16 protein-coding genes are annotated in these 22,436 nt (G+C 57.2%); 12 read left to right on the top strand and 4 right to left on the bottom strand.

The window, feature by feature from the left end; genetic code table 11:
• Positions 1 to 88: 88 nt before the first annotated feature.
• The gene (gene dnaE, locus ACR0CW_RS16100) at positions 89 to 3,589 is read right to left on the bottom strand and encodes a DNA polymerase III subunit alpha (protein ID WP_480788578.1); all 3,501 of its coding nucleotides are present in this window, start codon (positions 3,587 to 3,589) and stop codon (positions 89 to 91) included.
• 344 nt (positions 3,590 to 3,933) lie between these two features.
• Here dnaE and xdhA point away from each other — a divergent pair, with 344 nt between their 5' ends.
• The 8 genes from xdhA to ACR0CW_RS16060 all read left to right on the top strand — a co-directional run bounded on the left by xdhA (position 3,934) and on the right by ACR0CW_RS16060 (position 14,835).
• Positions 3,934 to 5,295 carry a xanthine dehydrogenase small subunit gene (xdhA, locus tag ACR0CW_RS16095; protein WP_480788577.1) on the top strand — a complete coding sequence of 454 codons (1,362 nt, stop codon included), beginning with the start codon at positions 3,934 to 3,936 and terminating at the stop codon, positions 5,293 to 5,295.
• Entirely contained in the window at positions 5,292 to 7,694 is a 2,403-nt protein-coding gene (gene xdhB / locus ACR0CW_RS16090; RefSeq protein ID WP_480788576.1) for a xanthine dehydrogenase molybdopterin binding subunit, read from the top strand. Before xdhA ends, xdhB begins: the two co-directional genes overlap by 4 nt.
• Complete coding sequence (gene xdhC / locus ACR0CW_RS16085) at positions 7,694 to 8,629, top strand: xanthine dehydrogenase accessory protein XdhC (protein ID WP_480788575.1); 936 nt, start codon at positions 7,694 to 7,696, stop codon at positions 8,627 to 8,629. Before xdhB ends, xdhC begins: the two co-directional genes overlap by 1 nt.
• Positions 8,626 to 10,143, top strand: a complete 1,518-nt coding sequence (locus tag ACR0CW_RS16080) for an ABC transporter ATP-binding protein (RefSeq protein WP_480788574.1) — start codon at positions 8,626 to 8,628, stop codon at positions 10,141 to 10,143. Before xdhC ends, ACR0CW_RS16080 begins: the two co-directional genes overlap by 4 nt.
• Before the next feature lie 47 nt (positions 10,144 to 10,190).
• Positions 10,191 to 11,273, top strand: coding sequence for an ABC transporter permease (locus tag ACR0CW_RS16075; RefSeq protein ID WP_155148070.1), 1,083 nt, complete (start codon positions 10,191 to 10,193; stop codon positions 11,271 to 11,273).
• A 3-nt stretch (positions 11,274 to 11,276) separates the two neighbouring features.
• Entirely contained in the window at positions 11,277 to 12,197 is a 921-nt protein-coding gene (locus ACR0CW_RS16070) for an ABC transporter permease (RefSeq protein WP_480788573.1), read from the top strand.
• A 35-nt stretch (positions 12,198 to 12,232) separates the two neighbouring features.
• Positions 12,233 to 13,306, top strand: a complete 1,074-nt coding sequence (locus ACR0CW_RS16065; RefSeq protein WP_155148066.1) for a BMP family ABC transporter substrate-binding protein — start codon at positions 12,233 to 12,235, stop codon at positions 13,304 to 13,306.
• 125 nt (positions 13,307 to 13,431) lie between these two features.
• Positions 13,432 to 14,835 (top strand): MFS transporter, encoded by a 1,404-nt coding sequence (locus ACR0CW_RS16060; protein WP_480788572.1) that lies wholly within the window; start codon positions 13,432 to 13,434, stop codon positions 14,833 to 14,835.
• Positions 14,836 to 14,868: 33 nt separating this feature from the next.
• Here ACR0CW_RS16060 and ACR0CW_RS16055 read toward each other — a convergent pair whose 3' ends face one another.
• Both ACR0CW_RS16055 and ACR0CW_RS16050 read right to left on the bottom strand, forming a co-directional pair.
• Positions 14,869 to 16,101, bottom strand: coding sequence for an HlyD family secretion protein (locus ACR0CW_RS16055; RefSeq protein WP_155148061.1), 1,233 nt, complete (start codon positions 16,099 to 16,101; stop codon positions 14,869 to 14,871).
• Between the two features lie 3 nt (positions 16,102 to 16,104).
• The gene (locus tag ACR0CW_RS16050) at positions 16,105 to 16,503 is read right to left on the bottom strand and encodes a hypothetical protein (RefSeq protein ID WP_155148219.1); all 399 of its coding nucleotides are present in this window, start codon (positions 16,501 to 16,503) and stop codon (positions 16,105 to 16,107) included.
• Positions 16,504 to 16,653: 150 nt separating this feature from the next.
• Here ACR0CW_RS16050 and ACR0CW_RS16045 point away from each other — a divergent pair, with 150 nt between their 5' ends.
• The 4 genes from ACR0CW_RS16045 to ACR0CW_RS16030 all read left to right on the top strand — a co-directional run bounded on the left by ACR0CW_RS16045 (position 16,654) and on the right by ACR0CW_RS16030 (position 19,712).
• Complete coding sequence (locus ACR0CW_RS16045) at positions 16,654 to 17,592, top strand: aldo/keto reductase (RefSeq protein WP_480788571.1); 939 nt, start codon at positions 16,654 to 16,656, stop codon at positions 17,590 to 17,592.
• On the top strand, positions 17,589 to 18,656 hold the full coding sequence (locus ACR0CW_RS16040; RefSeq protein WP_480788570.1) for an NAD(P)/FAD-dependent oxidoreductase: 1,068 nt from the start codon (positions 17,589 to 17,591) through the stop codon (positions 18,654 to 18,656). The genes ACR0CW_RS16045 and ACR0CW_RS16040 overlap by 4 nt, the downstream gene beginning before the upstream one ends.
• Positions 18,653 to 19,306, top strand: a complete 654-nt coding sequence (locus ACR0CW_RS16035) for a DUF938 domain-containing protein (RefSeq protein ID WP_480788569.1) — start codon at positions 18,653 to 18,655, stop codon at positions 19,304 to 19,306. Before ACR0CW_RS16040 ends, ACR0CW_RS16035 begins: the two co-directional genes overlap by 4 nt.
• A 70-nt stretch (positions 19,307 to 19,376) precedes the next feature.
• Positions 19,377 to 19,712, top strand: coding sequence for a carboxymuconolactone decarboxylase family protein (locus tag ACR0CW_RS16030; protein WP_480743604.1), 336 nt, complete (start codon positions 19,377 to 19,379; stop codon positions 19,710 to 19,712).
• Between the two features lie 48 nt (positions 19,713 to 19,760).
• Here ACR0CW_RS16030 and ACR0CW_RS16025 read toward each other — a convergent pair whose 3' ends face one another.
• A complete protein-coding gene (locus ACR0CW_RS16025) occupies positions 19,761 to 22,268 on the bottom strand; it encodes a GcvT family protein (RefSeq protein ID WP_480743602.1) in 2,508 nt (835 codons plus the stop codon).
• Positions 22,269 to 22,436: the final 168 nt, after the last annotated feature.

Raw genomic sequence — 22,436 nt, 5'->3', positions numbered from 1 at the left:
GGGTGCCCTCCTATGACGTGACCCAATGAATTACTTATACGTTCAGCCTAACCGTGCGCTAACCCTCTGGCAACAAACCAATGACTGTTCAGATTTCCTCGACCGACATAACGCCGTCCAGCGATTTGATAGCACCTTTGATTTGCGGATTGATGGGAAAGCTCTGCCCCAGATCCATTTCGACATCTCCGGGCAGACCCGGGTCAAGGAGGCAAAGCTGAATTGGCCCCTTTGAAGTCCCTTTGGCGGCATTGGCTGCATCTTCCAAAACCTTGGCAACCGTGGGCAGGACGCCAGCCTCGTCAACAAAGATACGCAATCCGGTGGCACCCGCTTCGGCCACAACCGAGTCCACTGGCCCTACTGACCGACCCAATAGTTTCAGCTGATCAGCTTCCATCGTCGCTTCGGCGGTCAGAACCACCTGCGCGCCAGTTTCCAGAAACTCGCGGCTTTTCTCCAGCGTCTCCGAAAACAAGGTGACCTCATAGGCCCCGGTGGGATCTGAAAGCTGAGCAAAAGCAAACCGGTTTCCGCGTGCGGATTTACGCTCCTGCCTTCCGGCCACAACCCCGGCCATCTTGGCAATCAATGGGCCCGAGCGTGCCTTTTCCATCACCTCGTCCAGCGTCAAAACCTGCTTGCGCTTAAGCGCTGGCATATAGTCGTCCAATGGGTGCCCGGAGAGGTAAAAGCCGATAGCTTTGAATTCTTCGCTCAGACGTTCAGCAGGCAGCCAATCTGGTGATGGAGACAGCCGTGGTTCAGGCAGGTCATCGCCAGCTTCACCGAACAAGGATACCTGGTTCGAGTTCTTCTGATCATAGATTGCTGCCGAGTATTGGACGAGCGGATCGAGGCTTTCGAATACGCGGCGACGGTTTTTATCAAGCTCGTCAAAGGCCCCTGCCCGCGCCAACATCTCCAGCGGGCGTTTCCCGACTTTCTTCAAGTCAACCCGACGAGCAAAGTCGAACAGGTTCACGAAGGGCTTGTCACCGCGCCCTTCGACGACAAGATTCATCGCCTCGACACCCACGTTCTTGAGCGCGCCCAGCGCGTAGACCAGGTGCCCATCGACCACATCGAATGTCGCAAGAGAGCGATTCACACAGGGCGGCACATAGGGCAATTCCAGCCCTTTGCGGACTTCTTCGAAATAGATGGCCAGCTTATCGGTCAGGTGAATATCGCAGTTCATGACACCGGCCATGAACTCGACCGGGTGGTTCGCCTTTAGCCAGCCGGTCTGGTAGCTGACGACCGCATAGGCCGCTGCGTGGGATTTGTTGAAGCCGTAGTTGGCGAATTTCTCGAGCAGGTCGAAGACCTCAGATGCCTTCTTGGCGTCGACACCATTTTCACCAGCACCCTTTTCGAATTTCGGGCGCTCGGCATCCATCGCCTCTTTGATCTTTTTACCCATCGCACGGCGCAGCAAGTCAGCGCCGCCGAGGCTATAGCCAGCCATGACCTGCGCGATCTGCATCACCTGTTCCTGATAAACGATGATGCCTTGGGTTTCCTCAAGGATGTAGTCGATCAGCGGGTGGACGGATTCAATTTTCCGCAGCCCGTTCTTGACCTCGCAATAGGTCGGGATGTTCTCCATCGGGCCCGGACGGTACAGCGCCACGAGGGCCACGATATCCTCGATACAGGTAGGCTTCATGCGCTTGAGCGCATCCATCATACCCGAGGATTCCACCTGGAACACAGCTACTGTCTTGGCTGCCGAATAGAGTTTGTACGTCGCCTCATCATCCAGTGGGATAGCGTTGATCTGGTTCTCGGCTCCCTCCGCGGGTTCATAAAGTTCAGTACCATCAGCGGCGATATGCAACGGGCGATCAGATTTAAAGATCAGATCCATCGCGTTCTGGATCACGGTCAGCGTCTTCAGGCCCAGAAAGTCGAACTTCACCAGCCCAGCCTGTTCGACCCACTTCATATTGAACTGAGTCGCAGGCATGTCAGAGCGCGGGTCCTGATACAGCGGCACCAGAGCATCAAGCGGACGATCCCCGATCACAACCCCCGCCGCGTGGGTTGATGCGTTCCGCAATAGCCCCTCGACCTGCTGGCCATAGGTCAACAAACGATCAACGACCTCTTCGTTTCGCGCTTCTTCGCGCAGGCGAGGTTCATCTTTTAACGCCTTTTCGATCGAGACCGGTTTAACTCCCTCGACCGGGATCATCTTGGACAGGCGGTCGACCTGCCCGTAAGGCATCTGCAGCACCCGCCCGATATCGCGTACAGCGGCCTTTGACAGCAACGCACCAAAGGTGATGATCTGCCCTACCTTGTCGCGCCCGTATTTCTGTTGAACATAGCGGATCACTTCTTCCCGGCGGTCCATGCAGAAGTCGATGTCGAAGTCCGGCATCGAGACACGTTCCGGGTTCAGGAAGCGTTCGAACAGCAGTGAATACCGCAGTGGGTCAAGGTCGGTAATCGTCAGCGCATAGGCCACCAGCGAGCCCGCACCCGAACCCCGCCCCGGCCCCACTGGAATGTCGTGGTCTTTGGCCCATTGGATGAAGTCGGCAACGATCAGAAAATAGCCCGGGAACCCCATGCCTTCGATGATACCAAGCTCGAAATCCAGCCGTTCCTGATACTCTTGGGGCGTCACCGCATGCGGAATAACGGCCAGACGTTTCTGCAGGCCTTCGTTGGCGATACGCCGCAGCTCGGCCACCTCATCATCTGCGAATTTCGGAAGGATCGGATCACGGCGATAAGCCATGAAGGCGCAGCGTTTGGCGATCTCGACCGTGTTCTCAATCGCTTCGGGCAGGTCGGCGAACAGGGTCACCATTTCTTGCTGCGACTTGAAATAGTGCTGCGCAGTCAGGCGACGGCGTCCTTCCTGCTGATCGACATAAGCGCCCTCGGAGATGCAGATCAGCGCATCATGCGCCTCATACATATCGGTGGTCGGAAAATAGACGTCATTGGTGGCGACCAGCGGAAGGTTCTTGGCATAGGCCATCTCGACATGGCCGCGCTCGGTCAGGCGTTCCGCTTCGGGCTGACCGCCCTCACCGGGATGGCGCTGCAATTCTATGTACAATCGATCAGGGAACATCGCTGCCAGACGATCCACCAAAGCCTCAGCTGCCGGGCGCTGACCCTGCTGCAAAAGCATGCCAACCGGACCATCCGGCCCACCGGTCAGACAGATCAGGCCATCAGACCGCTCGGCCAATTCTTCCAAGGTAACCTGCGGCAACTGCCCGCCCTTATCCACGTACAGGCAAGAGCTGAGCTTCATCAGGTTCTCATATCCAATCTCGGACTGCGCAAGCAGGACCAGCGGCGCTGGCGCTTTGGGCTTTTCCCCCGGTTGCGCCTGCACATAGGTCAGATCGACCTGACAGCCCATGATCGGTTGCACTCCGGCCCCGCTGGCCGTCACCGAAAACTCCAACGCAGAGAACATACTGTTGGTGTCGGTTACCGCGACGGCGGGCATATCCATCTTTTCACACAAGCCGGGCAGCTTTTTCAGCCGCACGGCGCCTTCCAAAAGGGAATATTCTGTGTGAACGCGGAGGTGAATGAATCGAGGAGTGCTGCTCATAACCGCCACGCTATCTCAGTCCGACACGGGGCAAAAGCAGGAACCGTCGCTTTGGAATGCCTTAAAAATCAGCGTTGATTATTCGGGTTTTCCAGAAGGTGCTTCGGAGTTCAGCAGCAACCAAAGGCAAAAAGCGCTTTAGTTTCAATCATCTACTTATTAAACGAACAGCACAATCACGCAGCGTCAGTGCCCAATGGTGTATCACATAGGTAGTTTTTCTTGCCAGACAACCTGCGCTGTTTCTAACATCTGACGGCAAGCTATTCGCCCGCTACTCTTTCTACGTCGCATCGAAGGAGAGCACCCAAGGGCGCAACCGGGTAAGGCGACGGGTTTCACTCATGAATATCACGTTTCTTCTGAACGGAGAGACTGTGGAGCTGGCGGATGTTGATCCGACGGCGACCTTGCTGGATTGGCTGCGCGAAGATCGCGGCCTGACCGGCACCAAGGAAGGCTGCAACGAAGGCGATTGCGGGGCCTGCACCGTCATGGTCACGGACGAGGGCGGACACAAAGCGCTGAATTCCTGTATCCTGTTCCTGCCTCAACTACACGGCAAAGCGGTGCGCACCGTCGAAGGTGCCAGCGGGCCGGATGGCGAGACGCATCCTGTTCAGCAAGCAATGGTGGATCTGCACGGATCGCAATGCGGCTTCTGTACCCCCGGTTTCGTCATGTCGATGGTAGCAAGCCACGCCAATGGTGCCAAGGATCACGATACACAGCTTGCCGGAAACCTGTGCCGGTGCACTGGTTACGCACCGATCATCCGGGCGGCCGAGGCCGCCGAGGCCCAACCGGTCCCGGTTTGGGTTAAAGACAAGCCGGTAGCAACACGGGTGACATCGCCCATGTTGCCTGGGTCATCGGATGAACTGGCGACTGTTTATGCCAAGCATTCGGACGCTACACTGGTTGCCGGCGCAACAGATGTTGGTCTTTGGGTGACAAAGCAACTTCGGGATCTCGACCCGGTGATATTCCTGAACCGTTGCGATGATCTGAAAGAGATCACCATCACGGATAACGAAATCCGCTTTGGTGCCATGGTCGACATGAACCGTATGGGCGAAGCGCTGGCCAACCTGCATCCTTCCTACGCTGAAATGATCCGTCGTTACGCCAGTGTACAAGTACGCCACGCGGCCACGGTCGGTGGCAACATCGCTAACGGATCGCCCATCGGGGACAACCCACCCGCCCTGATTGCCTTGGGTGCAACGCTGCATCTGCGCAAGGGTGACGCGCGTCGCTCGATCCCGCTGGAAGAGTTCTTCATCGACTACGGCAAGCAGGACCGCGCTCCGGGCGAATTCGTCGAAGCGGTCAGCTTCGCACGTCAGGAAGATCGTCTGAAAGCCTACAAACTCAGCAAACGGTTTGATCAGGATATTTCGGCCGTTTGCGGGTGCTTCAACATCATTGTGGCGGACGGTGTCGTTGCTGATGCGCGTATCGCGTTCGGCGGCATGGCCGGCATTCCAAAGCGCGCCTCGAATGTCGAAGCAGCGCTGAAGGGCAAACCCTGGACTAACGAAACCGTTCAAGCGGCGATCCCGGCCTTTGCCAACGACTTCACGCCGATGACAGATATGCGCGCCTCGGCCCACTACCGATTGGAGACCGCAAAAGCGATGCTCGAGAGGTACTTCCTCGAAGATCAGGGTGAAGTCACAAACGTTTTGGAGGTGTCGGCATGAGCGTGACTAAACCCCTCCCACATGACGCGGCGCCGCTGCATGTCTCCGGCACTGCGCGCTATGTCGATGACATTCCAACACCAAAAGGCTCGCTGCATCTGGCCTTTGGCTTAAGCCCGATTGCCAATGGCACGATTACGTCGATGGATCTGTCAGCCGTAAAAGCTGCCGATGGGGTCGTCATGGTCATGACCGCCGACGACCTGCCCTTTGCAAACGACGTCTCTCCGTCGATCCATGACGAGCCGCTGCTGTCGGATGGTTCGATTCACTACATCGGACAGCCCGTTTTCCTTGTGATCGCAACCAGCCATCTGGCCGCGCGCAAGGCTGCCCGGTTGGGCAACATCGAGTATGCCGAAGAAACCCCGATCCTCACGGTCGAGGAGGCGCTGGCCGCTGACAGCCGGTTCGAGGATGGTCCTCGCATCTACGCCAAAGGTGACGCCGATGCAGCTATTGCCGGGTCCGCGCGTGTCATCGAAGGCACGTTCGAGATCGGCGGGCAGGAACATTTCTATCTGGAAGGACAGGCCGCACTGGCTGTGCCGAATGAGGGCGCGGATATGCTGGTGCATAGCTCAACCCAGCACCCGACCGAGATTCAGCACAAAGTGGCCGATGCCCTGGGCGTTCCCATGCATGCCGTACGTGTTGAGACTCGTCGCATGGGCGGTGGTTTTGGCGGTAAGGAAAGTCAGGGCAACGCTCTGGCCGTATCCTGCGCTGTCGCTGCGCGGGCAACCGGCAAGGCCTGCAAGATGCGCTATGACCGCGACGATGACATGATCATCACCGGCAAACGCCACGCCTTCCGCATCGCGTACAAGGCCGGGTTCGATGAGAACGGCCACATTCAAGGCGTGTCCTTCCATCACTACGCGATCTGCGGCTGGGCGCAGGACCTGTCCCTGCCCGTCGCGGACCGTGCGATGCTGCACTCGGACAACGCCTACCTGTTGCCGAATGCGCGGATCGAAAGCCACCGGCTGAAGACCAACACCCAATCCGCCACCGCCTATCGTGGCTTTGGCGGCCCGCAGGGTATGGTTGGTATCGAACGCGTTATGGACCACGCGGCCTATGAATTGGGGCTCGACCCGGTCGAACTGCGCCGCCGGAACTACTACGAACCGGCTCATGCGGTTGCGGACCCTGTTCCTACGGAAAAGCCTCTGGGCCACCCCGATCCGCATGAAGACCTGACCAGCCGTGGCGCGGTGGAGATGGGAGAAACGCCCGTGCGTCCTCTGCCAGCAGGTGGCAATACCACGCCCTACGGTATGGAAGTCAGCGACTTCGAACTGCACGGCATGACCGAAAAGCTGCTGAAAACCAGCGACTACGCGTCACGCAAGGCAGCCATCGAGAAATGGAACGCCGAGAACAGAGTGATCAAGAAGGGTATCGCCTTCTCCCCGGTCAAGTTCGGCATTTCCTTCACGCTGACCCACCTGAACCAGGCGGGTGCGCTGGTGCATGTTTATCAAGACGGCTCTGTCCACCTTAACCATGGTGGTACCGAGATGGGTCAGGGCCTGTTCCAGAAAGTCGCACAGGTTGCAGCCTCGCGCCTTGGCATTCCACTGGAGATGATTAAGATCACCGCCACCGACACCGCAAAGGTACCCAATACCTCGGCGACTGCGGCATCTTCCGGCAGTGACCTGAACGGAATGGCGGTAAAAGCAGCCTGCGACACGATCCGCGACCGGATGGCCGATTATCTGGCCGAACGGCATCAGGCCGATCCATCAACGGTGACGTTCTCGGATGGCCATGTCGCGATCGGCGAGGAACGCTATACCTTCGCTGAAGCCGCCGCGCTGGCCTATCAAGGCCGCATCAGCCTGTCGGCTACAGGGTTCTACAAAACGCCCAAGATCGAATGGGACCGGATCAAGGGCCGTGGCCGTCCGTTCTTTTACTTCGCCTACGGCGCCTCGATCACCGAGGTCGCAGTCGATACGCTGACCGGTGAGAACCGCATCCTGCGCACCGACATCCTGCATGACGCAGGCGCGTCGCTGAACCCTGCGTTGGATATCGGACAAGTTGAAGGTGGCTACGTCCAGGGCGCAGGCTGGCTCACGACTGAGGAATTGGTCTGGGACGACAAAGGAAACCTGCGCACGCACGCGCCGTCGACCTACAAGATTCCGGCCTGCTCGGACCGGCCCGACATCTTCAATGTCGCCTTGTGGAACGGTGAAAACCGCGAGGACACGATCTATCGCTCGAAAGCGGTGGGAGAGCCGCCGTTCATGCTGGGTATCTCTGCCTGGTTGGCACTGTCGAATGCGGTGGCTGCTTGCGGAGACAGTTATCCGTCACTGGATGCACCCGCCACGGCCGAAGAGGTCTGGCACGGTGTCCAAAGGATGAAGGGAGGCATCTGATGGGATTTGATCGAGAGGCTTTGAGGGAGGCGGTCAAAACCCACGGCAAAGTGGTCCGGGTGGTCATCGCCGGGATCAAGGGGTCATCCCCTCGCGAAGTCGGTGCCGCGATGCTTGTTTGGGAGGACGGGCAATCAGGTACCATCGGCGGAGGTACCCTGGAGTTTCAGGCGGCCGAGGCGGCACGGTCCCAGACTGCGCCTGCTCGCCAGACACACCACGCGCTTGGCCCAGACATGGGTCAGTGCTGCGGCGGGGCTGTAACCCTGCTTAGCGAAATCTTTGACCTTGAGGCGGTAGAACAGCTGAATGACACGATCATCGCGCGCTCGGCCTCGGGCGGTGAAATGCCACTGTCGGTCAAGCGCTTGCTGGCACAGGCCCGCGGTCAAGGTGTAAAACCCGACCCGCAGCTGATTGACGGATGGATGATCGAGCCGGTTCACGAGCCCACGCGCAATCTCTGGATCTGGGGCGCGGGTCATGTCGGCCGGGCTCTGGTCGATGTCCTATCGCCCCTGCCCGATCTGGCGATTACCTGGGTTGATACCGGGCCAGAACGCTTTCCGGATGAGGTGCCGAACGGTGTGACCATTGTTCCGGCGGCCAAACCGGCCGAACTGATCCGTCACGCACCGCGCGATGCTGAACATCTTGTGCTTACTTATTCACACAATTTGGACCTGGAACTGTGCAACAGGCTGCTTTTGCATGATTTCCGCTTTGCTGGCCTGATCGGCTCGGCTACGAAATGGGCGCGATTCCGGTCCCGGCTGGCCGCATTGGGGCATACGCCCGAACGGATTGGCCGGATCACCTGCCCAATCGGGGACCCGTCCCTGGGCAAACACCCGCAGATGATCGCAGTTGGTGTCGCGGCGCAAATCCTGCGCCCTGCCCGGCAGAATGAATTGAAGAAGGACCTGAGCGCGTGACCACTCCACTCCTAAGCTTGCAAGGCCTGACCAAAGCCTATCCCGGCGTCGTGGCCAATGATCAGGTGTCTTTCGACATCGGTGAAGGCGAAGTTCACGCCCTGCTGGGCGAAAACGGTGCCGGCAAATCCACACTGGTGAAGATGATTTACGGGCTGGTGAAACCCGACAGCGGTACAATGTTGTTGCGTGGCCAACCTTTTGCGCCACCCGAACCGCGCGCAGCGCGGGCCGACGGCATTGCGATGGTGTTCCAGCACTTCTCATTGTTCGACGCGCTGAACGTGGCCGAGAACATCGCACTGGGGATGGAGAACCCTCCGGCCATGGGCGATCTGGCCGCACGTATCCGCGAAGTTTCGGAGACTTATGGCCTGCCACTGGATCCTTACCGCACCGTCGGTGACCTGTCTGCGGGTGAGCGTCAGCGGGTCGAGATCATTCGCTGTCTGCTGCAGGATCCCAAGCTGCTGATCATGGATGAGCCGACCTCGGTTCTGACTCCACAAGAAGTCGAAATCCTGTTCGAGACACTGAATAAACTGCGGTCCGAAGGCACGTCGATCCTCTATATTTCGCACAAGCTTGAGGAAATCCGTACGCTTTGCGACCACGCCACGATCCTGCGTCTGGGCAAGAACGTTGGTGAATGTGTTCCGAGTGAAACATCGGCCCGTGACATGGCAGAGATGATGGTCGGATCGACCCTGCAGACCCCCGAACGTTCGGGGCGCGAGTTTGGCGACGTTGCTCTGGATGTCAGTGGGTTGTCGGTTCCTTCGCCTTCCGAGTTCGGGACCGCCCTGAGGAACGTTCACATGACAGTTCGCAAGGGTGAGGTTCTTGGCATCGGTGGTGTCGCCGGCAACGGACAGGATGAGTTGCTGGGCGTATTGTCGGGTGAGATTCAAACCACTGCCGACGCGATCAAGTTCAACGGGCAGGCGATTGGTAAATTGGGGCCCACGGCCCGCCGCAAGCTTGGCGTTCTGACCGCGCCGGAAGAAAGACTGGGCCACGCTGCTGCGCCGGACATGAGCCTCACTGAAAATGCCTTATTGACAGGCTCAGTGCGTGAAGGGTTGGAAAGCAAAGGGTTTCTGAAATGGGCCGAAACTCAGAGTTTTGCTGAGAAAATCATCGAAGCCTTTGATGTTCGGACACCCGGACCTGAGAATGCGGCGCGGTCCCTGTCGGGTGGAAACCTGCAGAAATTCGTGATTGGTCGGGAGGTACTGCAAGACCCCGATGTGCTGGTTGTGAACCAGCCGACATGGGGCGTGGACGCCGCCGCCGCTGCCGCGATCCGGCAGGCCATTCTTGATCTGGCCGCAAAAGGTACTGCGGTCATCTGCATCTCTCAGGATCTCGACGAGCTTATGGAGATTTCGGACAGCTTTGCTGCCCTGAACGAAGGCCGGCTGAGCGCTCCGCGGCCCACGACCGGCCTGACAGTAGACGAAATCGGCCTGATGATGGGCGGCGCACATGGCATGGAGGTGGCCCATGTGTAAGCCAGGAAAAACACTCAAAAAGAATGTAAAAACGGGGGGATGAGCAGATGATTGTGTTGGAGAAACGGCCTCAGCCGTCCAAGGCGTGGTCCTATGCGACCCCTTTGGTAGCGGTATTGGCGACGATGGTGTTTGGTGGGCTTTTGTTTGCCATACTGGGTAAAAACCCATTGCAGGCCATCGGAACCATTTTTTGGGAACCTCTCTTTGGTGAGTTCGCTTTCTATTATCGCCCGCAGTTGCTGGTGAAAGGTGCGCCACTGGTGCTTATCGCCATCGGTCTATCGCTGGGCTTTCGTGCGGGCATCTGGAACATCGGGGCTGAGGGCCAGTACATCATGGGCGCCATCTTTGGCGCGGGTGCCGGTCTGGCATTCTACCCTCTGGATGCATTCTATATCTTCCCGATTATGGTGATCGCGGGCGCGTTTGGCGGCTGGCTGTGGGCGATGATCCCGGCCTTTTTGAAAGTACGCTTTGGCACGAACGAAATCCTCGTGTCCCTGATGCTGGTATACGTGGCCGAGCAGATGCTGGCCTCGGTTTCGCTGGGCCTACTTAAGAACCCCGAAGGGTTCGGCTTTCCCGGTTCGCGCAACCTGCAATCCTATGAAAGCGCTTATAATGCTGAGTTGATCGCCGGGTCGGGAATGCACTGGGGCGTCGTGACCGCTCTGATCGCAGTGATCTTTGCCTATGTCCTGCTGAACCGCCATATGCTGGGCTTCCATATCCGCCTGACTGGTGAAGCCCCACGTGCCGCGAAGTTCGCCGGTGTGAACCCGGCCCGACTGATCCTGTTCTGCCTGGGTCTGTCCGGCGCTCTGGCCGGTCTGGCGGGGATGTTCGAAGTCTCCGGCCCCTCAGGCGTTGTCAGCATCGACTTTAATGTCGGCTATGGCTTTACCGCGATCATCGTGGCCTTTCTGGGCCGCTTGCACCCGGTGGGCATCCTGCTGGCCGGTGGCCTGATGGCCCTGACTTACATCGGTGGCGAAATCGCGCAGTCTCAGCTGGGCCTGCCTGCCGCGGCCATTCAGGTGTTCCAGGGAATGCTGCTGTTCTTCCTGCTGGCATTCGATCTTTTGACAAACTACCGCATTCGTGCGGCCCGTAGCGAGGTGGCGTGACCCATGGACCTAGGTGAAATCAATCCCGTACTCTTGGTCGCTTCGCTGATGGTGGCCGCGACCCCCCTGCTGCTGGCCGCGATCGGAGAATTAGTCGTTGAGAAAGCAGGTGTTCTTAACCTCGGCGTCGAAGGCATGATGATTGTAGGTGCAATCAGCGGCTTTGCGATCTCCGTCGAAACAGGCTCACCCTGGCTGGGTTTTGTTGCTGCAGCCATTGGAGGCGCGGTACTGTCCCTGTTGTTTGTGTTGCTGACGCAGGTGGCACTTGCCAACCAAGTGGCAAGCGGACTTGCACTGACCTTGTTTGGCCTCGGCTTCAGCGCCCTTCTGGGGCAAAGCTATGTGGGCATCAAACCACCCAGCATGGGTGATATCCACATCCCGCTGATCAGCGATATTCCTGTCATAGGCCCAATCCTGTTCCAGCATGATCCGATCCTCTATGTCGGCATTGCTCTGACAGCAGCAGTCTGGGCCGTGCTCAAGTACACACGCGTCGGACTGATCCTGCGCGCGGTTGGTGAAAACCACGACGCAGCGCATGCCCTTGGCTACAAGGTCATCAAGATCCGTATCCTGGCGATCTTGTTTGGTGGTGCCTGCGCGGGCCTTGGCGGGGCATATATCAGCCTGATCCGCGTCCCGCAGTGGACCGAAGGCATGACCGCAGGCGTTGGCTGGATCGCCCTTGCGCTGGTGGTGTTTGCTTCATGGAAACCATGGCGTGCCTTATTAGGTGCTTATTTGTTTGGCGGAATCACAGTGTTGCAGCTTAATCTGCAGGCAGCAGGCGTTGCCATTCCCGTCGAGTATCTGGCAATGTCGCCCTATATCATCACGATCCTTGTGCTTGTGATCCTTTCGGCCGACAAGAGCAGCGCACCTGCCTCACTGGGCCGGACCTTCCATGCCTCGCACTAGATGGGGCCAACTGAACCAACTTGGGGAGTAACTACATGAAATTCACATCACTTCTGACAAGTGCCGCAATGGCGCTGGGTCTGGCGACAGGCGCCATGGCCGAAGACAAAACCAAAGTCGGTTTCGTTTATGTCGGCCCAGTGGGCGACGGCGGCTGGACCTATGAGCACAACAAAGGCCGTCTGGCGGTCGAAGAGCACTTTGGCGACAAGGTCGAAACCGTATTCGTTGAATCTGTGCCTGAAGGACCGGATGCAGAACGCGTGATGACCCAGATGGCGTTGGAAGGTGCGGATCTGATCTTCACCACCTCGTTCGGCTATATGGACCCGACCATCAACGTGGCCAAGAAATTCCCGGACGTGAAGTTCGAGCACGCCACAGGCTATAAAACAGCCGATAACGTTTCGGTCTACTCGGCACGTTTCTACGAAGGTCGCGCCGTTCAGGGCCACATCGCGGGTAACATGACTAAGTCGAACATCATCGGTTATATCGGTTCCTATCCGATCCCCGAAGTGATCCGCGGCATCAACTCGGCCTATGTCCACGCCAAGAAGGTAAACCCGGATGTCGAGTTCAAGATCGTCTGGGCCTACACTTGGTTCGACCCGGCGAAAGAGGCTGACGCCGCCACCGTTCTGATCGAACAGGGCGCGGACGTGATCCTACAGCACACTGACTCGACCGCACCGCAAGCGGCTGCGCAAGAGGCAGGAAACGTTGTCACCTTTGGCCAGGCTTCGGACATGAGCGAATACGCGCCGTTCCCGCGCGTATCTTCGATCATTGACGATTGGGCTCCTTACTACATTGCACGGACCCAGGCTGTAATGGACGGAACATGGGAAAGCGCCAACACATGGGATGGTATCCGGGAAGGCATGGTCGCAATCGGTGAGATCTCAGACGCTGTTCCGGCCGATGTTAAAGAAGAAGCTCTGGCCCTGAAGGCTGCCATGGCAGCGGGTGAATACCACCCCTTCACCGGCCCGCTGAAGAAGCAGGACGGTAGCGACTGGCTGGCCGAAGGCGAAACCGCCGATGACGGAACGCTGGCAGGTATGAACTTCTATGTTGAAGGGCTGGAAGGCGAAATCCCGCAGTAAGCTCTAACAAGTAGCAAATGAGGGGCTGGCCATTTGGCTGGCCCTTTTTCGTTTGGCGAGAATACACGCAGTAACTGCTATCGTCACGATTTCCTTGACGAATGGCCGTGCAATCGAACTGATGTATGAACCATTGGTTTCATCAAGACGGTATTATGGTGGCTGACACTCAGGGAAACACGCGTTGGTGGTTGCTTGCTGCGATGGGGGCCATTCTGGGCGTGATCCTGTTGGACGAAACAGTGATCAGCGTGGCACTGCCGACAATCCAAAAAGATCTGGGCCTGACCCGGCTTCAATCGCATTGGACCGTCAACATTTATCTTCTGGTTCTGGCTTGCTTTGCCGGGGCTGCAGGGCGGCTCGGCGATATTCTCGGTGCACGCTGGTTGCTAAGCGCGGGTCTTTTGATCTTTGGGCTGGCCTCCGCTGCGGGTGGCTTTTCAGAAAGCGGGCTGGATTTACTGCTGGCGCGCGCAATCCAGGGTCTGGGCGCAGCGCTCATATTTCCGTTGTCCCTGCTAATACTGATACGTTCATTCGAAGAACATGAACGCGGTCTGGCGCTTGGTTTGTATGGGGCGATTGGAACCATATTCCTGTCAATGGGTCCGCTGATTGGCGGTGTATTGACAGAGTACATTTCGTGGCGATGGATATTCTGGGTCAACCCACCGATCGTTCTGATCGTGGCCGCGATAGCCTTGGTCTGTTGGAGAGATCCTGCACAGTTGCCAGAACCGACATTCGATTGGAAAGGTTTCCTTTTGTTGGTCATTGGCTTGGCCTCAATCGTTTTTGGCATAATGGAAGGCCCGGACCGTGGATGGGCGCAACCCGAAGTCGTTATTGCGTTAGTATCGGGACTTCTTCTCTTAACTCTCTTCATACCGATCGAGCGCTCGGCGCCTAACCCGTTGATCGCGGTGTCCCTTTTTACCAACCCAAGTTTTGCATCGGCGAACATGATCGTATTCACTGCCCAATTCGTGAAGATCGTGATGTTTGTGTTCGGCGCTCTCTACTTTCAATCAAAGCTTGGGTTTTCGCCACTCGCCGCAGGTGCGGCACTGTTGCCGGTCGCAATTCCGCAGGTGTTCATCGCACCACTGGCGGGAAAGATTGCGGATCGCTTTGGAGCAAGAACACCCTCACTGATCGGTGTCGGCTGCGGAACTATCGGAGTTGCACTGGTCGCCTTAGGTATGCGGGTCGGGAACAGCCAAATGATCATGGCAGCATTTCTGATCTGGGGATGCTGCGCCCCTTTTCTGTTCGTTCCACCACGACGCGCTGTCATGATGTCAGTTCCAGTCGCACTGCATGGTCAGGCCAGTGGAATATCCATGACGTTCCAATTACTCGGCGGAACTGTCGGGATGGCTCTGGCAAGCACAACCTTTGCCATCACCGGGTCATTTCCATTGGTGTTTTGGCTGATCGCCATTTTCGCTGGCTGTGTTTTTGCCTACTCTTACGTTTCGTTGGAGAGGAAGCCTGTTAAAGCTTCCTCTGAAAAACCCGAGTAAGTCATAGCGAGCAAACGAATTAAGCTATTCGCATCAGTGTCCGCTCAGAACCAGCGTATTGACCGGCATCAGGATCAAACGAAGGCGTAATCCGGCAGCGTGAACCACGCCGATCGTGTCGACCACATGCAGGAAAGCCTTTTCCCAGAACCCGAGATTCTCATCCTCAAGCTTTTCATGGTTGTCAGTGTAGACGTTGGCCAGACAATTACTTCCGGGTGGAATGTCGTCTGCCATGCCTTTGTAGAGTGGCTCGAGATAGACCAAAATCGATCCAGGATTTTTGTTGACCTGAACATCCCGCAATTCATCACTGGGTCGAATTTGACCAGACGGGATGACATCCTGCACTTCGACCACCACGACCGGAATGACGGTGAACGGTTTGGTCATGCAACCCAATTCACCAATCATACCTGGCTTGATAACTTGCGCAGACAGCTGCGTGAATGCAGCCTGAAACCGGTCGTGGCCAGAGGATGACGGCACAAGAATGCCCGCAGGGCGCAGTAGCGGGCTGACATAGTCCCCAACTTGCAGACCGAACTGCTCTATCCGTCCGGTTACTCCTGCACTGATCACGGTTTTGTCGAGTTCGGTCAGGGCTGCGTCCAGCTTTGCATTGGCGCTAGCCAGTTGTGCGGGGATCAGTTCTTCGATCTGTTGAATGACTGCTGCCCTTCGGGACTGTGCTGCTACCACCTGAGCTTCGCGCTCTTCGACCAGATTTTCGAGACGCTCAATCTCGGCCAATCGTACGGCGCTGGAGCCTTCATCTCGCAAAGTCGTATTGCGTTCAAGATCCTCCAAAGACTGATCCAGCGCTGCGCGTGCACCGGCAATCCCGGCCTCAGCCTCGGCCAGATCAGTCTGAGCAACCTTCAGCGATGCCTGAACCTGCGCGATCTGAGCATGTGCGGCTTCGACTTGTGCTGTCTGAGTGAAATCCTCGATGCGGAATATCGGTTGGCCTGCAACAACCTGCTCGTTGTTTTGAACATAGATTTCCGAAACGCGACCACCCAGTTGCGGCAGAATGGTAACCGTGCGGAAGTATGAGGCAGCGGTTTTGCTGGATGGATGGAAGTAGAACAGCGTGGTGATTACGGTCAGCGCGAGGATCGCACAGGTCGTCAGACCCCAACGCAGCTCGTACCACATGGTAAACAGTGTGATCTCATGCCCGATCCGTTTGCCCTGCACAAACCGGCGGAACAGATAGTCAGGCAGAACCGTGACCAGCGCGCACATCAGTGTTTCAAGCATATCTTACTGCTCCTGCGGTGCGGCTTGGACGGTTTCAGGATTGATTTCGGACGGCTCCTCTGCAACCGGGGGCTGCGTGTTCTCGGGTGCCAGAGAACGGATGGAATCCGCTATTGCACGCAAAGGCGCGGCAAAATCAGGAAATTGGAACCCGGCCACCAGAATTGCCGCCACCCAAAACAGCCCGTTGTGGGTGAACAAAGCCAACAATGCCAGAATACCCACCAACTGAAACTGCGGGTGGTTGGATTCATGCGCGATTTTTTCCGGGATTGAATGGAGGGTGAAGTAGGCGACACCGATCAACACAATCACGACAATTGTAAAAACAACCATGAACGTAAAAAGAAAATCGCTTCCGTCCGCCTGGGTCACATAGGATGGAATATGTCCTGTGGCCATCGGGTGTAATTCCGCGGTATTCACCCTACCCTCCTGTTTCTGTTTGATACTCTTTGGATGGGTTGATGCATAAATTCAAGCCTGCTTAAAGTTTGGCCAGACACTTTGACAAATCCTCAACGGAATCCCCAATCTCATTAAGGCGCGCGAATGACCTCTATTCTTACTTCTCTTGATGGAACCGCAGTAAGCCGATTTGCCTTTGGCACAATGCAATTTGGCGGCCGTGCCGATGCAGCGCAAAGCAACGCGATGTATGATGCATGTCGCACAGCGGGGATCACCCATTTTGATACGGCACATGTCTATACCGACGGCGTATCCGAGACGCTGTTGGGCAGTATGGTTGCCAATGAAAGAGAGGCGCTGCTGATTGCCACCAAAGCAGGCTACAGCGGTGGTGCAGGCGCTGAGAACATCGAGAAGCAATTCGATATCTCGCGCAAACGGCTGGATCAGGACATGGTCGACCTGCTTTATCTTCATCGGTTCGATCCTGACACTGATCTATCAGAAACCATGTCTTGCTTTGCCCGACTAAAGCAGGAGGGCAAAATCCGTTACGTTGGCCTGTCAAATTTCGCTGCGTGGCAGGTGATGAAAGCTGTCCGAGTTGCGGCCGAGTTTGATCTGACAATTGATGTACTGCAGCCCATGTACAATCTGGTCAAGCGCCAGGCAGAGGTTGAAATCCTGCCGATGTGTGCCGATCAGGGTATCAAGGTCGCAGCCTATTCGCCCCTTGGGGGCGGTTTGCTGACCGGAAAATATGCAGTTGGTGGTCAAGGGCGGCTGGCCGAGGACAACAGATATGCGGCCCGCTACGGGGCCGACTGGATGTCTGAAACTGCTGAAGCATTGCGCGATCTGGCTAGCGAGGTCGGCCAGGACCCCGTGACCTTGGCGGTTGCATGGGTTGCGGCGAGCCCATTTGAGCCAATGCCAATCATTTCGGCGAGAAATACTGAGCAACTCGCCCCATCTCTGGCCGCATTGAACTGGACAATGCCCGAGGAACTGTACGATCGGATCACAGCCCTTAGCCTTACTCCACCACCTGCAACCGACCGCTTAGAAGAGCAATCATGATTGATTTCCTAGTTATCGGGGGTGGCATCGCCGGCCTAAGTGCTGGCGCGCGCTTGTCAGTGCATGGATCAGTTACGGTGCTCGAGGCGGAAGACGCACTTGGATACCATGCATCCGGACGCTCGGCTGCATTGTTCGAAGAAGGGTATGGCCCGCCATCGGTTGTTGAGCTGAACAAAGCCAGTGCAGAGTTCTTTTTCTCCGGCGACTATCTGACACCACGTGGTCTTATGCTGGTTGGAGCGAAAGATCAGAAAGATCAGTTCTCCTACGATATGGCCAGTTTGCGCATGCGAGAAATCCCCCTTCAGGATGCCTTGTCGCGCATACCCATCCTGAATATGGAAACCGTAGGTTACGCTGCAATCAGCGAAGGTGCCTTTGACATCGACACTGATCGCGTGCTGCAGGATTTTGCACGTACCATTCGCCACAATGGTGGTAGCGTTCTCACGCGTCAAAAGGTCATCGGTATCCAAAAAGATGAGCTTTGGCATGTAGAGGCTCAGCAGAGTTTTGAGGCCCGAAACATTGTCAATGCCGCTGGCGCGTGGGTCGACAAAATCGCGAACATGGCAGGCATACCGCCGATTGGAATTATCCCCTGTCGCAGGTCAATGGCCCGTATACCCGCGCCAGGTGGGTTCGAAGTCAGCGGTTGGCCAATGATGCTGGGTGTCGGGGAAACATGGTACGCCAAGCCGGATGCTGGAAAACTGTTGGTTTCCCCTGCCGAGGCGGAACCCGTCGCGCCACAAGATGCCTACGCGGATGATATGGTTCTGGCCGAAGGATTAGCCCGCTACGAAGAGATGGTCACAGAACCTGTTACCCGGGTCGAGGTCAATTGGGCCGGACTGCGCAGCTTTTCCCCGGACGGGACCTTGGTATTGGGACCAGATCCTGCTGATCCCTCGTTTATCTGGTCTGCGGGTCAAGGCGGGTATGGATTTCAAACAGCCCCTGCCGCCTCGAAGCTAGTGGCTGATCTGACGATCGGAGCGGAACCGGATCTGCCCGCCCAGACTATTGCCGAGCTGCGCTCAGAAAGGTTGCGCCAATGATCAAACGACAGCTTCCACCCAACGCTAGTGTGGCAAACGAAGACACAGAGGGGCGGCTTGTCGCCCCAGCAGCAAGCCGCAATACCCAAGCAATTTGCGATTTGGTGCAACTTGTTGCACCACCTTCTGGCACCGCGTTGGAGCTTGCCAGTGGTACTGGCCAACATGTTGCAAGTTTTGCCCGGTGCTTGCCAGACCTGCGGTGGCAACCCAGCGAAATCGACCCCCAACGCCGGGCCAGCATCGATGCCTATACCGCTGCTTTGCCGAATGTTTCGACCGCAATGGAGCTGAATGCGACCGCATTGGGGTGGCATAGAGAATTTGGTAAAAAGGACCTGATCATTCTGATCAACCTTCTGCACCTTATCAGTCGGCCCGAGACTGAAGCACTGATCGCTGAAGCCACTCGGTCCCTTAATGTGGCTGGTCGCTTTGTTCTTTACGGGCCGTTTATGCGCTCTGGCGAGTTGACCAGCGACGGTGACAAACGGTTTCACGAAGCCCTCACTCAGCAAGACCCGGAAATCGGCTATAAAGATGACAGCGAAATTCTTGAGCTACTGCGAGCCAATGGCCTGAAACTGATCCAAATCACTGAAATGCCTGCCAACAATCTGGCATTCGTTTTTGAAAAGCCGGGCATCTGATCGAGATCAAAGTCAGCTCGGTCACCCTAAAACATATTCCATTTATATTATGTTTTGAAAGGGCCGCAGAATGAACTGGCAGGATAAACTCTCGGACACGCGTAAAGGGCTGCGCAATCTCAATGGCGCCATACCCGACACCGCACGTGCGTTTGGAGCGCTCGGCAAATCAGTCAAAGAAGGCGGAGCACTGGATTACAAAACCAAGGAGTTCATTGCACTAGGCATGTCGATTGCCGTTCGCTGCGAGCCTTGCATTTCACTTCACACTGAAGCGTTGATCAAAGCGGGGGCCGCACGCGATGAATTCTCGGATGTGCTGGCCATGGCCATTCAAATGGGAGGTGGCCCGTCGATGATGTACGCTGCTAAGGCGCTGGAATGCTACGATGAATTGACCGCTTAGCAGGCTTTTGAAGAAAAGGCCCCGGACTTTTCCGGGGCCTTTGAATGATCAACCGTCCTTGCGGATGGTTTCGTTTTTCGGATCGTAGGGGCTGTCGCAGGTGACGACCGCATCCCACAGCTTGTCCTGAATTTTGACTTGCAGCTTGGTGCCTTCGACCGCCATTTCGGGCTTCACGTAACCCATGCCAATGGATTTCTCGAACGCCACCGAGTAGCCGCCCGAGGTCAAACGACCCACACGCTCACCTTCCGGTGTGTACAGCGCTTCGCGGCCCCACGGATCGGCATCGTCCGGACCGTCGATCAGCAGGGTACAGCACTTCACGCGCACGCCGGTCTCTTCCAGCTTGGCTTTGCCGTAGAAGTCCTTGGACAGGTCGACAAAACGCGGCAGGTCGGCTTCCAGCGGTGTCGCGTCGCGGCCCAGTTCGGTGCCGAAGGCGCGATAGGACTTCTCCTGCCGCAGCCAGTTCTGGGCGCGGGCACCGACCAGCTTCATACCGTGCTTCTCACCGGCTTTCTCCAGTAGGTCGAACAGGTAGTTCTGCATCTCGATCGGGTGGTGCAGTTCCCAACCCAGCTCACCGGTATAGGCCACGCGGATCGCATTCACGGGGCACATGCCCAGCTCGATCTGACGGGCCGACAGCCACGGGAAGCGCTTGTTGGACAGAGCGGTTTCCGGATCGGCGTCTTTGATGACCTCTTTCAGAACGTCGCGCGACTTGGGTCCGGCGATAGCGAAGACGCCCCACTGAGTGGTCACATCCTGGATTTCGATATAACCGAACTCCTCCATCTTGTCCTCAGCCGCCTTACGCAGATAGTCGGCGTCGTACTCGGTCCAGGCACCGGCGGAAACGATGTAGTAGTTGTTCTCGCCGTTGCGGACGATGGTGTATTCGGTGCGGGTGGTGCCGTGCGAGGTCAGCGCGTAGGTCAGGTTGATGCGTCCGACCTTGGGCAGCTTGTTGCAGGTGAACCAATCCAGGAACTGGGTCGCACCGGGGCCTTTGACGACGTGCTTGGTAAAGGCCGACGCGTCGATCAGGCCAACGCCTTCGCGGATCGCCTTGGCTTCTTCGACAGCATACTGCCACCAGCCACCACGGCGGAACGAACGGCTTTCCTTGTCAAAGTTGTCCGGAGCGTCCAGTGGTCCGAAGTAGTTCGGACGTTCCCAGCCGTTGACCCAGCCGAACTGAGCGCCACGGGCTTTCTGCCGGTCATAAGCCGGAACAGTACGCAGTGGACGGCATGCTTCACGCTCTTCATCCGGGTGGTGCAGGATGTAGACGTGTTCGTAGCATTCTTCGTTCTTGCGCGCCGCGAACTCGGTGGTCATCCAGTTGGACGAATACCGCTTGGGGTCCAGCGACGCCATGTCGATCTCGGCTTCGCCGTCGACCATCATCTGCGCCAGATAATAGCCGGTGCCGCCTGCGGCGGTGATGCCGAAGCTGAAGCCCTCGGCCAGCCACATGTTGCGCAGACCGGGTGCGGGGCCAACCAGCGGGTTGCCGTCGGGGGTGTAGCAGATCGGGCCGTTGAAATCGTCTTTCAGACCGGACTCGGCACAGGACGGCACACGCTCGGCCATCGCCATGTACTGATCCGCGATCCGGTCCAGATCCAACGGGAACAGGTCTGCACGGAAGCTGTCCGGCACACCATGTTCGAACTGCGCGGGTGCGCCATGTTCGTAGATGCCCAGAATCCAGCCGCCGCGTTCCTCGCGCGCGTAAGATTCGTTGTCGGCATCCCGGACAACAGGGTGTTCGGGGTTACCAGCTTCACGCCATTTGACCAGCTCAGGGTCTTTGTCCATGACGATGAAGGTGTGTTCGACCGGGATCGCGGGCATTTTGATGCCCAGCATTTTGGCGGTGCGCTGTGCGTGGTTGCCCGATGCGGTCACAACATGCTCAGCCGTGATGACCACCTGCTCATCTGACGGAACGAGGTTGCCGCCCTTCTCGACCATCTTGGTGCAGGTGACTTCCCAGTGGGTGCCGTTCCAGTGGAAGGCATCGGCCTGCATCTTGCGCACGATATCGACACCGCGCTGGCGGGCCCCTTTGGCCATCGCCTGCGTCACGTCGGCAGGGTTAATATAGCCGTCCTCGGTGTGGTAGATCGCGCCCTTCAGGTCCGATGTCTCGATCAGCGGCCAGCGCTCTTTGATCTGCTCGGGTGTCAGCCACTCATATGCGACATCACAGGTTTCCGCTGTGGACGCGTAGAGCATGTATTCATCCATACGCTCTTGCGTCTGCGCCATGCGCAGGTTGCCGACGACAGCAAACCCCGCGTTCAGGCCAGTTTCTTCCTCGAGCGTCTTGTAGAAATCGACCGAGTATTTGTGAATGTGGGTCGTCGCATAGGACATATTGAACAACGGCAACAGGCCTGCCGCGTGCCAGGTCGAGCCCGAGGTCAACTCGTCCCGCTCGATCAGCATCACATCGTCCCAGCCAGCCTTGGCCAGATGATACGCAATCGATGTTCCGACGGCGCCACCGCCAACGACAAGTGCTTTGACTTGGGTTTTCATTTGCCCGCTCTCCGGATTGAGTCTGTTTGGCAAGGTTTATGCCCAAGGACAGGCTTCAGCGCCATGTCCAGCCGACGCAAAAAAGATCAAAACCGACCTGCGGCTATCTCTATTGCGCCACCTTGCCCGATCGCCGGGCGGCTGCCAAAAGCTGAAGCGATGCTGTCG

It is taken from the genome of Ruegeria sp. CH6, from assembly GCF_056537005.1.
The sequence above is the reverse complement of the archived record's forward strand: the minus strand, read 5'-3'. Positions and strand labels throughout refer to the sequence as shown.